Source organism: Streptomyces sp. NPDC021093 (assembly GCF_044333135.1).
Taxonomy (GTDB): Bacteria; Actinomycetota; Actinomycetes; order Streptomycetales; family Streptomycetaceae; genus Streptomyces.
Genome location: NZ_JBIRQJ010000004.1, coordinates 653,089 through 668,155, shown reverse-complemented (window position 1 = coordinate 668,155; position 15,067 = coordinate 653,089). Strand labels below are relative to the sequence as shown.

The 15,067-nt window shown below is 71.2% G+C and carries 8 protein-coding genes and 1 tRNA gene; 3 read left to right on the top strand and 6 right to left on the bottom strand.

Translation table 11 applies throughout. The annotated features are described in order from the left end of the window. Nucleotides 1–101 precede the first annotated feature (101 nt). Nucleotides 102–554, bottom strand: coding sequence for a nucleoside deaminase (locus tag ACH4SP_RS15590; protein ID WP_398415102.1), 453 nt, complete (start codon nucleotides 552–554; stop codon nucleotides 102–104). Between the two features lie 882 nt (nucleotides 555–1,436). Here ACH4SP_RS15590 and ACH4SP_RS15585 point away from each other — a divergent pair. Continuing rightward, nucleotides 1,437–3,440, top strand: a complete 2,004-nt coding sequence (locus tag ACH4SP_RS15585; RefSeq protein WP_398414847.1) for a collagenase — start codon at nucleotides 1,437–1,439, stop codon at nucleotides 3,438–3,440. Between the two features lie 289 nt (nucleotides 3,441–3,729). After that, nucleotides 3,730–6,564: a SpaA isopeptide-forming pilin-related protein gene (locus tag ACH4SP_RS15580; protein ID WP_398414845.1), complete on the top strand. Its 2,835-nt coding sequence runs from the start codon at nucleotides 3,730–3,732 to the stop codon at nucleotides 6,562–6,564. Nucleotides 6,565–6,653: 89 nt separating this feature from the next. Here ACH4SP_RS15580 and ACH4SP_RS15575 read toward each other — a convergent pair. The 3 genes from ACH4SP_RS15575 to ACH4SP_RS15565 form a co-directional block, all read right to left on the bottom strand. Continuing rightward, nucleotides 6,654–6,727 (bottom strand) — tRNA-Thr (locus tag ACH4SP_RS15575). A 145-nt stretch (nucleotides 6,728–6,872) separates the two neighbouring features. Further along, nucleotides 6,873–8,456, bottom strand: coding sequence for an alpha/beta hydrolase (locus tag ACH4SP_RS15570; RefSeq protein WP_398414843.1), 1,584 nt, complete (start codon nucleotides 8,454–8,456; stop codon nucleotides 6,873–6,875). A 168-nt stretch (nucleotides 8,457–8,624) separates the two neighbouring features. Then, the gene (locus tag ACH4SP_RS15565) at nucleotides 8,625–9,545 is read right to left on the bottom strand and encodes a LysR family transcriptional regulator (protein ID WP_398414840.1); all 921 of its coding nucleotides are present in this window, start codon (nucleotides 9,543–9,545) and stop codon (nucleotides 8,625–8,627) included. A gap of 273 nt (nucleotides 9,546–9,818) precedes the next feature. Here ACH4SP_RS15565 and ACH4SP_RS15560 point away from each other — a divergent pair, with 273 nt between their 5' ends. Continuing rightward, nucleotides 9,819–10,430: a DUF6817 domain-containing protein gene (locus ACH4SP_RS15560; protein WP_398414838.1), complete on the top strand. Its 612-nt coding sequence runs from the start codon at nucleotides 9,819–9,821 to the stop codon at nucleotides 10,428–10,430. Here ACH4SP_RS15560 and ACH4SP_RS15555 read toward each other — a convergent pair. Next, nucleotides 10,413–11,618, bottom strand: coding sequence for a DNA polymerase III subunit delta' (locus ACH4SP_RS15555; RefSeq protein ID WP_398414836.1), 1,206 nt, complete (start codon nucleotides 11,616–11,618; stop codon nucleotides 10,413–10,415). The two genes, ACH4SP_RS15560 and ACH4SP_RS15555, sit on opposite strands and share 18 nt — an antisense overlap. Nucleotides 11,619–11,787: 169 nt before the next feature. After that, nucleotides 11,788–15,003 carry a dTMP kinase gene (gene tmk, locus ACH4SP_RS15550; RefSeq protein ID WP_398414833.1) on the bottom strand — a complete coding sequence of 1,072 codons (3,216 nt, stop codon included), beginning with the start codon at nucleotides 15,001–15,003 and terminating at the stop codon, nucleotides 11,788–11,790. Between the last annotated feature and the right edge of the window lie 64 nt (nucleotides 15,004–15,067).

Genomic DNA, 15,067 nt, shown 5'->3' with positions numbered 1-15,067 from the left:
CCGACACTGCGGCGCCCCGGTACTCCGGCACTCCGGCACTCCGGCACTCCGGCACTCCGGTACTCCGGTACTCCGGTACTCCGGTACTCCGGTACGGAGTTTCAGTAGTCGATACGGTCCGACTTGGCCAGCCACGCGTCGAACGGCTCCGTACGGTTCGCCACGTCCAGCCGCACGATCTGCGCCGGCCACATCGACTGGGGCTTCTTCTCGAACAGGTCGTAGAACTTGCGGTCGTCGAACCCGGCCACCGCGGCGTCGTCCCGGTCCGCGGCGAAGACGATCCGGTCGACCCGCGCCCACAGCGCGGACGAAAGACACATCGGGCACGGCTCGCACGAGGTGATCAGGACACAGCCTTCGAGCGAGAAGGTGTTCAGCTTCTGACAGGCCGCGCGCATCGCGCTCACCTCGGCGTGCGCCGTCGGGTCCAGGTTCGCGGTGACCTGGTTGTTCCCGATGGCGACGATCTCGCCGTCCTTGGCCACCAGTGCGCCGAACGGACCGCCACCGTTCTGCACGCTGGTGGTGGCCAGCCTGATCGCCTCGTCCATCCAGGCACTCTCAAGCTCCTGGATGCTCTTCTCCTGGGCGTGCGCGGTCACGGTGACTCCTTGGTTCGGTATCGGTGAGGTTCGGGATCAGTGAGATTCGGTATCGGTGAGGTTCGGTATCGGTGAGGTTCGGCAACGGTGAACGGGGGATCAGCCTGGTTCGGAAGGGGTGCGGGTGATCAGCGCGGTTCCCTCGCACGCCGGGCCGCCTCCGGGTGGTCGACGGCGACAGGGGCAGAGCGGCCGGCCTCGGCGTCCAGCACTTCCGCCCGTGGGGCGGGTCGGAGGAAGTCCACGCGCTCATCCCTTGCTTCGTTGCACCTTGTGTGAGGAGTACACAGCCAACCGAGCGGAGTCAGCTAGGCGTGGAAGACATGAAAACCCCGCAGGCTGAGACCGGCTCTTCGTAGACTCCTACAAGAGTCGACCCGCTCGTGATGTCACTGCAAGTGCGACGTGTCGTCGCACACTGTCACGACAAGCGCGGCCCGCGCCCGCATCCCGTCCCGGGACCACCCGCTGCACCACGCCGCCGAGGGACTCACCACCCAACGACACCCTCGTCGCCCCGCACCTCCAGCACCACCACAGCGGTAGAACCACGCCCACCTGCACGTTCCCGCACCCGACGAGCGCCGCGGCGACCCGGCCCGAGAGCCGCGAGGGCCCAAGTCCCCCACCACACCCGGCACCTGACGCCACATCAATTTCTTCTGTTGCGTGCAGCCCCCTACCACTGCCATGTGAACTGTGAAATTGTACGGTCACACTTTTCGCGGGCATGACAGCTCCGGAAGTGCTCAACTTCCGTTGCCACAACGGTCCGCTCCCCCCACCGCCGTGCCCCGAGCACGGCTGCCGACCGGCCTGGAGGCCATCGCCATGCGCAGACCCCCCACCGTCAGGAAATTCACCCGCCTGTTGATACCCACCGTGGCCGCCGCCGGCCTGGGGCTCACCCTGCTCGCCCCCACGGGCGTGGCGGCCCCGGTCCCGGCCGACGCCGGAACACCCAAGTCCGCACCGAGGCAGGCCCCCGCACTGCCGTCCGCGCTCCGGGCCGCCCCACAGCCCGCCACCGCCACCGTGCTCGACGCCGACCTCGCACCCGGGCACGCCGCCACCTCCCCGCGATCGGCCGCGCGCGCCTCGAACCCCACGCTGCGCCCCCCGCGCCCCGCACCCCAGAACGCCGCGGAGCGCAAGAAGGCCCGCGCCGAGGCGAAGGCCGCTGCGGAGTGCAACGTCAGCGACTTCGCCTCAAGGACCGGCGCCGCCCTGGTCGAGCAGATCAAGAAGTCGGAAGTCGGCTGTATCAACACGTTGTTCAGCGTGACCGGCGGGGACGCCAAGGCCATCTTCCGCGAGGAACAGATGGTCACGGTGGCGAACGCCCTCAGGGACGTCTCGGCCAACTACCCGGGTGACAACAGCACTTCGGCGAGCCAGCTGGTGCTGTTCCTGCGCGCCGGCTACTACGTCCAGTGGGGCCAGCCGGAGAACGTCGGCGAGTACGGCCCGGCGCTGAAGAGCGCCATCCAGGGTGCCCTGGACGCCTTCTTCGCCTCCTCGCACGCCTTCGACGTCACCGAGGCCAACGGCCAGACCCTGGCCGAGGCCGTCATCCTGATCGACAGCTCCGGCGAGAACATCCGTTTCCTCAACGTGGTCAAGCGCCTGCAGAAGGACTACAACGCGTCGTACGACGAGTTCTACTGGATGGTCGCGGCCGTCAACAACACCTACACCGTCATGTTCCGCGGCCACCAGCTGCCGGAGTTCGCGGCAGCGGTGAAGGCGGACCCGAGCGTGCTCACCGGAATGCGCGACTTCGCCGTCGCCCACGACGACCTGCTCGGTACCGACAAGTCCTACCTGGTCAGCAACGCCGGACTCGAAATCGGCCGTTTCCTTCAGCACGCCGACCTGAAGGACCTCGTCAAGCCGCTGGTCAAGGAGCTGCTCGGCCGCAGCCAGATGACCGGGCGCACCGCCGCGCTGTGGATCACCGTCGCCGGGATGACGGACGCCTTCGACAAGGCGAACTGTGCCGAGTACGGCACCTGTGACCTGCAGAACCGGGTGCGGGAAGCCGTACTGACGGTCAAGCACTCGTGCGGACCGAGCGCCAAGATCGTCGCCCAGGAACTGACCGCCACCGAACTGGCGGCCAGCTGCGAAAGCGTCCTCAAGCAGGACCCGGTCTTCCACAACATCGTCAAGGACCCCGGCCCGGTCAAGGACGACAACAACACCAACATCGAGATCGTCGCCTTCAACTCCAGCAACGACTACCGGACCTACGCCGGAATCATCTTCGGCATCGACACCAACAACGGCGGCATGTACCTGGAGGGCGACCCGGCCGTCCAGGGCAACCAGCCGCGCTTCATCGCCTACGAACAGCCCGCCCAGGACGGCGCGTTCCAGATCTGGAACCTCAACCACGAGTACACCCACTACCTCGACGGCCGCTACAACATGCACGGCGACTTCGCGGCCGGGCAGACCACCCCGACCGTGATGTGGGTCGAGGGCTTCGCCGAGTACGTCTCGTACGCGTACCGCGGCGTCACCTACGACAGGGCGATCGAGGAGGCGGGCAAGAACACGTACACGCTCAGCCAGCTCTTCGGGAACACCTACGAGAACTCCGACACCACCCGTATCTACCAGTGGGGCTACCTGGGCGTCCGCTACATGCTCCAGTCGCACCCCGGTGACGTGGCCACCCTGCTCGGCCACTACCGCGCGGGCGAGTACGAAGCGGCCGCCACCTTCCTCCGCGACACCATCGGCACCAGGTACGACGCCGACTTCGCCAGCTGGCTGAGCAAGTGCGCGGGCGGCGAGTGCGGTCAGCTGCCGGCCCTCAGCAGCCGCTGACCGAGGCCACGACCCTCAGCAGTAACTGAGCCGAAAGAGCCCGGTGTCCCCCGCACGCATCATCCGTGCAGGGGGCACCGGGCTCCGTTCGTCGGTCCACGCGAACGAAAGCGGCGCAGCGGACGGGTGAGGAGCGGGCGACTCATCCCTCGGACGGGTCGCGATCGTACGACCGGAGGAGATCATTCCGCCATCTGCGACGACAGCAGTGGGAATGAGGAACATGAGAAGACCACCCTTTCCGCCCGTGCGGAACCGTCGACGGAGCCGCGGGTGGAGCCGCCGGTGGATGGCGGGCGCGGTACTCGCCCTCGCCGTTCCGTCCCTCGCCGGTACTCCCGCGTCGGGCGCGCCGGACGCCCGCGCCGACGGCACCGTCACCGTGACCGTCGTACGGGACGTGGACTCCGACGGCAGCTGGACGCCCGCCCTTGAGGTGGGCGAGCCCGGCATCCCCGTGACGCTGACCGACGCAGCGGGCACCGTACGGACGGCGGTCACCGGCTCCGACGGCAAGGTGCGCTTCGCCCCGGGCAGCCTGGGGCTGACCGGCGGGCGGTACCGGGTGGAGGCCGTCATTCCGGCCACCAAGACATATCTGCGCCCCGCGCAGGCGGGCGGTCCCGCCCCTTCCCTGTCCTCGCTGGTCGAGTTCGTGAACGTCTCCGACGGCGGGAACGCCGACGTCGTCACGGGCGTGCACAACCCGGCCGACTACTGCCAGGAGAACCCCGACCTGGCCACGCCCTGCCAGCGGCAGGACGCGGCCGGAAGCGTGGGCGTCAGGGCGCTGGTGTCCTGGCCCTACGACCGCACCGGGAACTCGGAGCAGCCGACGACCGAGGCGACGTCCGACCAGATCGGTGCCACCTACGGACTGGCCCACAAGCGCGACACCGACCAGCTCTTCGTGGGCGCCCTGACGAAACGATTGATCCCCTACGGCCCGGCGGGCCCCGGCGGGATCTACCTCGTCGACCGCAAGACCGACCGGACGTCGGTCTTCGCGACCGTCCCTGACGCCGGTGACGCCGAGCACTCCACCGACCTGACCCGCGACACCATGGCGATCAACGACGCGGTCGGCAAGGAGGGCCTGGGCGACCTCGACCTGTCGGAGGACGGCAGCAAGCTGTACGCGATGGGCCTCAAGGCGAAGAGCCTCTACGTCTACGACACGGCGGGCGCGGCCCCCGGGAATCCGCAGGCCGCCCCCGCCCAGGTCATCCCGGTCCCCGACCCCGGCTGCCCGTCCGGCGCCGGCGACTGGCGCCCGTACGGCCTCGGAGTCCACGACGGCGCCGTGTACGTCGGCGGCACCTGCTCCGCCGAGTCCTCCCAGCGGAGCGCCGACCTGCGGGCCTACGTCCTCAAGCTGTCCGGCACCTCGTTCAGTACGGTCGTCTCCCACGCCCTCGACTACGCGCGGGGCATGGGTTACGCCGCCGTGCAGGGGGACACCGCCTGGCGGCCCTGGCTGCAGACCTGGGACCCGTACAAGTGGTTCATCCAGGCGAACTTCCCCGGCCCGATGCTGTCCGACCTCGTCTTCGACCGCGACGGCTCGCTGATCCTGGGCTTCCGGGACCGGCTCGGCGACCAGGCCGGGTACGAGGCGCTCGCCCCTGAGGGCAGCACGGACACCGCGCAGCGCTCCCTCTTCCCCGCCATGGGCGACATCACCAGGGTGTGCAGAACCGCGGGCGGCTGGGTGTGGGACAGCGACTCACCGGCCTGCCCCAACCACTTCGTCGACGGCACCGAGCCGCCGCAGCAGAACGGGGTGAAGGAGTACTACCCCGGAGACTCCACGCTCGGCCAGCTCGCCGAGTCGCTGCAGGGCGGGCTCGCCTTCGCCCCCCGCTTCACCAAGACGGTCTCGACGATCGTGGACCCGCTGACGATCTTCTCGGGCGGTGTGCGGAAGTTCGACAACGCCACCGGCGCGGGCGGCGATGACTACCAGATCGAAGAGGGGAAGGGCACCTTCGGCAAGGCCAACGGCCTCGGTGACCTGGAGCTGTTGTGCGACGAGGCGCCGGTCCAGATCGGCAACCGGGTCTGGTTCGACCGCGACCGCGACGGCATCCAGGGACCGACCGAGGAACCCGTACCCGGCACGACGGTCACCCTCCTGGACAAGGACGGCAACGTCCTGCGGACCACCACGACCGACGCCCGCGGCGAGTACTACTTCCAGGTCGAGCCGAGGACGACGTACCGCATCAAGTTCGACGTGACGACCGCCGACACCAGCGGCATCCCCGAACGGCCCGCCCCCGCCGAGCTCGTACCGACGGCGAAGGAACGCGGCACCAACCGCTCGATCGACTCCGACCCGGACCCGAAGACCCAGACCGACGTCCTCACCACGGGCGCGGCCGGGGACAACGACCACACCCACGACGCCGGTTACTACCTCCCGCCGACCGGAAGGGTCACCGTCGTCAAGAAGGACGCCGGCACCGGAAAGCCGCTCGCCGGCGCGGTCTTCCAGCTCTGGCACGAGACCAACGGCACCCCGGGCCTGCAGCCCTCGGACACCGCGCTCGGCACCCCCTGCACCACAGGGGCGGACGGGGTCTGCCGCAGCGAGGAACTCGCACTCGGCACCTACTACTGGCAGGAGATCCAGGCCCCCACCGGGTACGTCCTGCCCCGGCCGGGCGTCGTGGGCCCCCTGACCCTGACCGTGGACAACGCCGCGAAGGGCGTCACGGCGACCGCGCACAACCAGCCCGTCCGCCCCGTCCTGGGCCGGATCACCGTCCTCAAACGGGACGCCACCACCGGCAGGCCGCTTCTGGGCGCGGTGTTCCAGCTCTGGCGGGAGACCAACAGGATCCCCGGCCTGCAGATGTCCGGCCCCCGCCCCGACACCCTCACCGGCCCCGGCTGCGCCACGGACCGGGGAGGCCGGTGCACCTTCACCGGACTGCCGCTCGGCGCGTACTACCTCCGCGAAACAGCAGTCCCCGACGGCTACCTCCTGCCCAGCCGCCCCGTCACCGGCCCACACACCCTGACCACGGCGAACGCGGCCCGGGGCATCGAGGTCGTCCGCACTAACACCAGAGGAGAACCCCCGAAGCCTCCCAAGCCTCCCAAGGGCAAGCCCCACTAGCCCCGGCTCTGAAGAACGCCCCGGTCCCGAAGGACACCCGGACATGAAAAAGCCCCAGGTCACGGCGAGTGAGTCCTGGGGCTGATCCGGGCCGCCTTCGGGATTCGAACCCGAGACCTACGCATTACGAGTGCGTTGCTCTGGCCAACTGAGCTAAGGCGGCATTGCTGCCGTTCACACCATGGTGCGATCAGCAGCGGAGCCAAGTCTACACAGTTTCCGGGGGTGCTCCGCACACCCCCGGAACGGTGGACTCCGTGCAGGTCAGACGGGGGTCGGGACGAGGGCCGAAGAGAGCACGGGAGAGGTCAGCGGCACTGCTTGCCGTCCTTGGGAGGGGTGCCCTCCAGGAGGTAGGTGTTGATCGCCGTGTCGATGCAGTCGCTGCCGCGGCCGTACGCGGTGTGGCCGTCGCCGTCGTACGAGAGGAGGGTGCCGGAGTCGAGCTGGCCAGCGAGGGACTCGGCCCACTTGTACGGGGTGGCCGGGTCGCGGGTGGTGCCGACCACGACGATCGGAGCGGCGCCCTCCGCCTTGATGCGGTGGGGCTTGCCGGTGGGCTCGACCGGCCAGGAGGCGCAGTTCAGGGAGGCCCAGGCGAGCCCTTCGCCGAAGACCGGGGAGGCCTTTTCGAAGGAGGGGAGGGCCGACTGGACGTCCGTGGAGGACGTGAAGGCCGGAGGGAGGTCGAGGCAGTTGACGGCGGTGTTGGCGTACATGAGGTTGGCGTACTTGCCGTTCGCGTCGCGCTCGTAGTAGCTGTCGGCGAGGGCCAGGAGGCCGTTGCCGTCGCCCTGCTGGGCGGCCTTGATCCCGGCGCTGAGCTGCGGCCAGGCCCCCTCGTCGTACATCGCGGCGATCACGCCGGTGGTGGCGAGGGCCTCGCCGAGCGGACGCTTCTTGTCCTTGGTGGGGACGGGCTTGGCGTCGAGGGCGGCGAAGAGCGCCTTGAGGCGGGTGCCGGCCTGGGCCGGGGTGCCGGTGCCGAGAGGGCAGCTCTGCTGCTTGACGCAGTCCGCGGCGAAGGACCGGAAGGCGGTCTCGAAGCCCGCGGTCTGGTCGCGGTTCATGTCGCGGGCGGGCAGGGACGGGTCCATGGCGCCGTCGAGCACGAGGCGGCCGGTGCGGTCCGGGAAGAGCTCGGCGTAGGTGGCTCCCAGGAAGGTGCCGTACGAAGCACCCACGTACTGGAGCTTCTCGTCGCCGAGGATCTCGCGCAGGACGTCCATGTCGCGGGCCGCCTCGACGGTGGAGACGTGCGGGAGGACGCGCTTCGAGCGCTGCTCGCAGCCCGCCGCGAACTTGTCGAACGCCGCACTGAGCTTCGTGATCTCGGCCGGGTCGTCCGGGGTCTGGTCGACCTGCGTGTGCACGTCCATCTCGGGTCCCGTCAGACACTCGACGGGCTCGCTGCGGGCGACGCCGCGGGGGTCGACGGCGACCATGTCGTAGCGGGCGCGGACGGGAGCCGGGTAGCCGATGCCCGCGTACGCCTGCAGGTAGCCGATCGCGGAACCGCCCGGTCCGCCCGGGTTGACCAGCAGCGATCCGATGCGCTTGCCGGGGCCGGTGGCCTTCTTGCGGGCGACGGCGAGCTTGATGTCGCCACTGCCGCCGTTCCCGTCACCGGGCTTGGCGTAGTCGAGCGGCGCCTTCATGGTCGAGCACTCGAAGCCGGGGACGCCGCACTCCCGCCAGGACAGCTTCTGGGAGTAGTACGGGGCGAGGGCGGCGCGGTCCACGCCCTGGACCTTGCCCTGCACGGAGGTGGACACGGTGCGGCTCGGCGACGGGGACGACGTCGAGCCGGACGAGCAGCCGGAGGAGCCGATCAGGAGGCCGGTCGTGGCGAACAGGGTGGCGGAGGTGAGGAGCAGGCGCCTGGTATCCATGCCCGGAGCGTAGTGGGATTGTTACTTGGGGTGCGCCTCGGGTGCGCGGAGTTGCCCGTACGAGTGAGGCGGTCAACCGTGGGTCGCTCCGGGACTCGCGGCGGGGCCGGACGGGAAGGCCTCGCCGCACGACGGGAAGACCTCGCCTCAGGGCGGCAAGACCTCACGTCACGACGGCAAGACCTCGCCGCACGACGGGAAGACCTCGTCGCAGCTCGCCTCCACCGTGTCGGCGAAGGCGCGGGCGAGCGGGGACAGCGCTTCCCAGCGGCGCACGGCCCAGCCCGTCCAGAGGGTGGGCAGTTCGGGGACGGGGATCAACCGCAGGTGGGGGTGGGCGGGGCCGTGCCAGCCGGGCAGGTCGGGGACGATCGCGTGCCCCAGGCCGAGTTCGGCCAGCAGGATCGCGGTGTCCCAGTCGGCGACGCTGGTGTCGGAGGTCGGCTCGATGCCGGACGCCGCGAACCAGGCGTCCAGGCGGGAGCGGGAAGTGGCGTTCTCGGGCAGGCCGATCAGCCGTACGTCCGCCAAGTCGGCCATGTCGATACGGGACTTGGCGGCGAGCGGATCGTCGGCGGCGACGGCGAGCACCCAGGGCAGCTCCACGACGGGGCGCTGCTCGATGCCGCGGACCGGCTCGCCCAGGGTGATCCAGGCCAGGTCGAGGCCGCCCGCGAGGAGCGCGTCGAAGCAGCTGCGGCTGGAGTGCGTGGTCCGGAACTCCAGGCTGACGCGCGGGAATTGACCTCGGAAGGCGACCACGGCATCGGACATGAAGTGGCGGACCGTGGTCGCGCCGGTGGTGACCCGCACCGAGCCGCCCTCGCCGTGCACCAGGTCCCGCAGGCGGCGCAGGGCGTGGTCGATGTCACCGAGGCCGCCGGCCGCCGCGCTGTGCAGGAGCTGCCCGGCCGGGGTGGGCACCACTCCGCGCGGATGGCGCTCCAGCAGCGCGATGCCGGTCTCCCGTTCCAGCCGCTTGATGTGCTGGCTCACCGCGGACTGCGTGCAGCACAGCTCGCGGGCGACGGCGCTGAGGCTGCCGCTGCGGCACACGGCGACGAAGACGCGGAGGTCGTCGAGGGTCATGGAAGCTGAAGCTACAGCTTGGAGGTGGGCAAGGAAACCCGAGGATTGACTTGAGTATTGGGCAGGCGGGACGATCTTTTCCGGGCCCAAGGCGGCAACCCGGCCGGCTTCCCCGCACCGCTCCGGACGGTGTGCGGGGGCTTGCCGGGTGCCGACCCCGCCCGAGGGCTTGGGTGCGGATGGTCATCGGCCTCGGTGCAGCCGCATCCGCAGCTGCATCCGCTGCCGCATCCGTGGCCGTGTGAACTCCGGCCGCCCGAAAGGAAGTCACCGATGAGCCCCGACACCGGACACACCGACCGGACCGCCCGCGCCGCGTTACGACTCCTGCGCGAGCACGGTGCCGACGCCCTCGACCACCCGGGCGGCACCCTGCTGTCCCACCTGGAGCGCGTACGCCAACAGCTCGCCCGCTGGGGTGCCCGGCCCGCACTGCAACTCGCGGGACTGTGCCACGCGTTCTACGGCACCGACGGTTTCGCCCCCGTCCTGCTGCCGCCCGACCGGCGCGGGCCTCTGGAGGCCGTGATCGGCCCCGAGGCCGAGGCCGTCGTCTACTTCTACGCGAGCTGCGACAGGCGGGCCACGTACCCCGTGCTCACGGACCCGGCCATGCGCTTCACGGACAGGTTCACCGGCCTCATCCGCACCCCCGCCCTCCAGGAGAGGCGGGACCTCGCGGAACTCACCGCGGCCAACGAACTCGACATCGCGCGCATCGACGACGCCTTCCGCAAGCGCTGGGGAGCAGACCTCCTGAACCTGTTCACCGGGTTCGGCCCCCTGCTGAGCCCCGCGGCCCGGCAGGACTGCACGGCCGTACTGCTTCCCCCGACTGTCCCCCCGACTCTCCCCCAGCTCCCCTTGTCAGCCCGCCCGCAGTGACACCGCCATCGCCTCGACGGCCAGCAGCGGTGCCACGTTCCGGTCCAGGGCCTGGCGGCAGGCGATGATCGCCTCGATGCGGCGGAGGGTGCGCTCGGGCGTGGAGTCGCGGGCGATGCGGTCCAGGGATTCCCGTACGTCCTCATTGGCGAGGGCCACCGACGAGCCGAGCTGAAGGGCGAGGACGTCGCGGTAGAAGCCGGTCAGGTCCGTGAGGGCGAGGTCGAGGCTGTCGCGCTGGGTACGGGTGGAGCGGCGCTTCTGCCGGTCGGCGAGCTCCTTCATCGCACCCGCCGTGCCGCGCGGCATCCGGCCGCCGGCCGCCGCGCCGAGGGCCGCCTTGAGGTCCTCGGTCTCCTTCTCGTCGACCTCCTCCGCGACCTGCTTGGCGTCCTCGCCCGCCGCGTCGACCAGTTCCTGGGCGGCCTTGAGACAGCCGCCGATGTCGTCCACGCGGAGGGGGAGGCGGAGGACCGTGGCCCGGCGGTTGCGGGCGCGCTCGTCCGTGGCCAGGCGGCGGGCGCGGCCGATGTGGCCCTGGGTGGCGCGGGCTGCGGTCATCGCCGCTTCGGGGTCGATGCCGTCGCGCCGTACGAGAACGTCGGCGACGGCCGTCACGGACGGCGTGCTGAGCGTGAGGTGGCGGCAGCGGGAGCGGATCGTCGGCAGCACGTCTTCGAGGGAGGGCGCGCAGAGCAGCCAGACCGTGCGGGGGGCGGGCTCCTCGACGGCCTTCAGCAGTACGTTCCCCGCGCCCTCGGTGAGGCGGTCGGCGTCCTCCAGAACGATGACCTGCCACCGGCCGACCGCCGGGGAGAGCTGAGCGCGGCGGACCAGGTCGCGGGTCTCCTTCACGCCGATGGAGAGGAGATCGGTGCGGACGATCTCCACGTCGGCGTGCGTCCCGACGAGGGTGGTGTGGCAGCCGTCGCAGAACCCGCAGCCGGGGATGCCGCCCATCGCACGGTCGGGGCTGGTGCACTGGAGGGCGGCGGCGAAGGCGCGGGCGGCGGTCGAACGGCCGGAGCCGGGCGGGCCGGTGAACAGCCAGGCGTGCGTCATCTTCGACGCGTCGGCGCCGGACTCGCCCGCCGACTGGGCGGTGACCTGCGCATCGGCGTCCCTGGCCGCACCGGCCAGCTGCTCCTGGACGCGCTCCTGCCCGACCAGGTCGTCCCATACGGTCATACCGCTCCCACCTCACACCCTGACGGCCCCGGTACGGGGGCCCGGTCTCCATTGTGGGCGACACCACTGACAACGGTGACCGGTGGAGGTGACCGGTGGACCGGTGAGGTAGGAGATGGGAGGTGGCAGGTGGGAGGTGGGAGGTGGGAGAGGCTCGAACCCCTCCCCGTCAGGGGCGGCCCTTGCCCCGGCCCTTGCCCCGACCCTCGTCCGCCTCGTCCTGCCCGCCCAGCAGCTCGTCCGCCAGCGACGGCAGATCGTCCAGCGGCGTCTCCTCCGCCCAGTCCGACCGCCGACGCGGCCGGTCCCGGTCGGAGCGCTCCGACCCGCCGCCTCCCGGATTGTCCGGGTCGAGCTGGGGAAGCTCCTGCGTCCGGACCTCCCCCGCCTCGTCGCGGAAGAACCCCGGCGGAACCCGATCGGCCGCACCCGAGCCCGCGCCTGCACCAGCGGCCGTACGAGCGCCCGGGCCCGAGCCCGTACCGGCGCCCTCGTCCCGCACCGCCGGAAGCACAGCCGTCTCGTCCGCCGCCCCGCCGCCCGAAGGCTTCGGCGCCTGCGGAAGCACCGCCGTCTCCGCCATGTCCGGAGTGCGCCCGTCCAGCGTGCGCCCTTCCGGAGTACGACCGTCCGGAGTACGACCGTCCGGAGTGCGCCCCTCCGGAGTACGACCGTCCGGCGTACGACCGTCCGCCGTGCCCGGCGTCTCGTCCGCCTTCGTCAGGTTCAGCCGTACGACCGGCGTCTGCAGCGTCGTCTCGTTGTCGGGCTCCGGCACCCGCACGGCGGCCGCCGCCGCGGAGGCCGCCGATGCCGCCGTCGCGGCCGCCCGCGCCTCCTCTGCCCTCAGCAGCGCCTCTTCCGCCTTGCGCTGCTTCTCGCGGCGGCGTTCCTCCGCCTCCGCGTGCAGCCTGGCCTCCTCCTCGGCCTGCTTGCGGAGCCGTTCCTGCTCCGCCGCCCGTGCCTTGGCCTCGGCCTCGCGGCGCACCCGCTCCTCCTCGGCCTGCTTGCGCGCCTCCTCGGCGCGCTGACGGGCCTCCTCGGCCTGCCGCTCCGCCTCGCGCAGCCGCGCCTCCTCGATCTCGCGGCGCTTGCGCTCCTCCTCCTCGGCACGCAGCCGGGCGAGGTGTTCCTGCCGCTCGCGCTCCAGCCGCTCCTCCTCGGCCTTGCGCGCGGCCTCCTCCTCGGCGAGGCGTCGCGCCTCCTCCTCGGCGGCCTTGCGGGCGGCTTCCTGGGCGGCGATCTCCTGCTCGGACATGGGCAGCATCCGGTCCAGCCGGTGGCGTACGACCGTGGTCACCGCCTCGGGCTCCTGGCCCGCGTCCACCACCAGATAGCGGCTCGCGTCCGACGCCGCCAGTGTCAGGAATCCGGCCCGCACGCGCGCGTGGAACTCCGGCGGCTCCGACTCCAGCCGGTCCGGCGCCTCGGTGAAGCGCTCGCGCGCCGTCTCCGGCGACACGTCCAGCAGAACCGTCAGATGCGGTACGAGACCGTGGGTGGCCCACCGCGACATGCGCGCGATCTCCGTCGGAGCCAGATCCCGGCCCGCACCCTGGTACGCCACAGACGAGTCGATGTACCGGTCGCTGATGACGACCGCGCCGCGCTCCAGCGCGGGCCGTACGACCGAATCCACGTGCTCCGCACGGTCCGCGGCGTACAGCAGCGCCTCCGCACGGTTCGAGAGTCCCGCGCTCGACACGTCCAGCAGGATCGACCGCAGCCGCTTGCCGATCGGCGTCGCACCCGGCTCCCGCGTCACCACGACCTCGTGGCCCTTGGCCCTTATCCAGTCGGCGAGCGCCTTGGCCTGGGTGGACTTCCCCGCGCCGTCACCGCCCTCCAGGGCGATGAAGAAGCCGGTCGCGGACGGCGCCTGCGCGGGCTCCCCGCCACGGATCGCCTCGCGCAGATCGCGCCGCAGCGGCACTCCCTGACGGTCGTCCGCCTTCGCGAGCACGAGCGCGGCCACGGGCAGCAGCAACGCTCCGACCAGCATCAACGTGTACGCGGCCCCGCCGCCCTGTACGAAGACGACGCTTCCGCTCTCCAGCCGGTGCAGGCCGATCGCGGCGGCCAGCAGCGGCCCCGCGAGCACGCCGAGCGCGCCGCAGACACGTACGACCGCCTGCAGGTGCTCCGTCGTGCGGGCCCGGCGGTAGTCCTCGGTCTCCAGGTCGAGCAGGGTGTGCCCGGTGTTCGCGGCGACGCCCGCAGCGACGCCCGCGAGGAGCGCGAGCAGCAGCACGGTGGTGGTGTCCGGGACCAGCCCCATGGCCAGCAGCGCGACCCCGGTGACGGCGATCGCGAGGGCGAGCAGCCGACGCCGCGACAGCGCCGGAAGGATCTTGGCGGCACTGCGGATGCCGATGCCCACGCCCGCCGCGAGGGCGAGCACGAGCAGCGCGAACACCGCGGGCCCGCGTCCGAGATCACGCACGTGCAGTACGGAGACGGCTCCGGCGGCAGCGACCGACATCGTGACGGCAGCACCCGCCAGAACAAGAAGCGGAATCGCTCCGGTACGCCCCTTGTCGGGCCCGTTCCCGGTCGTGGGACGCCGCAGGCCCTCCAGCGGGGAACGGGCACGCGGCGTCAGCACGTCGGGCAGTTCCAGCAGTACGAGCGTGGAGACGGAAGCGGCGAAGAGCCCCGCCGCGAGATACGACCCGAGCGCCGCCTGGTGGTGCGCGAACCAGCCGATGCCGGTACCGAGCAGCCGCGCGAGCAGTACCGCGACGAGAAGCGCGGCGGCGGCCAGCGGGATCGCCGCGAAGCTCGTACGGAGGGACAGCCTCCGCAGCGCGTCGAGGTGATCGGGAAGCGGTCGTACCGCAGCGCCCTCTATGGGCGGCGCGGGCAGCAGCGCCGGGGCCGCGCTCTCGCGCGCCACGGTCCAGAGCCGCTCGGCGACCCCCATCACGAACACGGTCACCAGCAGTATCGCCGTCGCCTTGCCCGGCAGCCAGACCACCCACAGGGGGGCGATCACCAGCAGCGCGAGCCGCACACCGTCGGCGGCGAGCATCGCCCAGCGCCGGTCCAGCGGCCCGCCGGGCGCGACGAGCGCGGAAACGGGACCGAGCAGTACGGCACCGAACAGCAGCGTCGCGAGAATGCGCGCACCGAACACGGAGGCCACGGCGAAGGCGTCGGCCCGGTAGTCACCACCGAAGACATCCCGGAGGCCTGATGCCTCCAGCGTCAGCAGGAGGAGGACAAGAAGGGCGAGAGCATCCCCGACACCACCGACGAGCTGTGCGCTCCACAGCCGTTTCAGCGGCTGATGGCGCAGAAGAGCCCGTACGGCTCGCTCGCGTGAGTCTGCGGCTAGTGCGTCGGAGGTGGGGCTCACGACCGTTGGCTGCTCGGCTCGCGTCATCCCGCCAGCCTATCCGCAGTGCCGGGGGCGCATGCGCGGGCACTCGAACTGACGTGTGGACGGG

What these genes read in the sequence shown, in the direction of transcription:
- ACH4SP_RS15590 (WP_398415102.1), bottom strand. Translation starts at nt 554, where the DNA reads ATGGACGAGGCGATCAGGCTGGCCACCACCAGCGTGCAGAACGGTGGC.
- ACH4SP_RS15585 (WP_398414847.1), top strand. Translation starts at nt 1,437, where the DNA reads ATGCGCAGACCCCCCACCGTCAGGAAATTCACCCGCCTGTTGATACCC.
- ACH4SP_RS15580 (WP_398414845.1), top strand. Translation starts at nt 3,730, where the DNA reads ATGGCGGGCGCGGTACTCGCCCTCGCCGTTCCGTCCCTCGCCGGTACT.
- ACH4SP_RS15570 (WP_398414843.1), bottom strand. Translation starts at nt 8,456, where the DNA reads ATGGATACCAGGCGCCTGCTCCTCACCTCCGCCACCCTGTTCGCCACG.
- ACH4SP_RS15565 (WP_398414840.1), bottom strand. Translation starts at nt 9,545, where the DNA reads ATGACCCTCGACGACCTCCGCGTCTTCGTCGCCGTGTGCCGCAGCGGC.
- ACH4SP_RS15560 (WP_398414838.1), top strand. Translation starts at nt 9,819, where the DNA reads ATGAGCCCCGACACCGGACACACCGACCGGACCGCCCGCGCCGCGTTA.
- ACH4SP_RS15555 (WP_398414836.1), bottom strand. Translation starts at nt 11,618, where the DNA reads ATGACCGTATGGGACGACCTGGTCGGGCAGGAGCGCGTCCAGGAGCAG.
- tmk (WP_398414833.1), bottom strand. Translation starts at nt 15,003, where the DNA reads ATGACGCGAGCCGAGCAGCCAACGGTCGTGAGCCCCACCTCCGACGCA.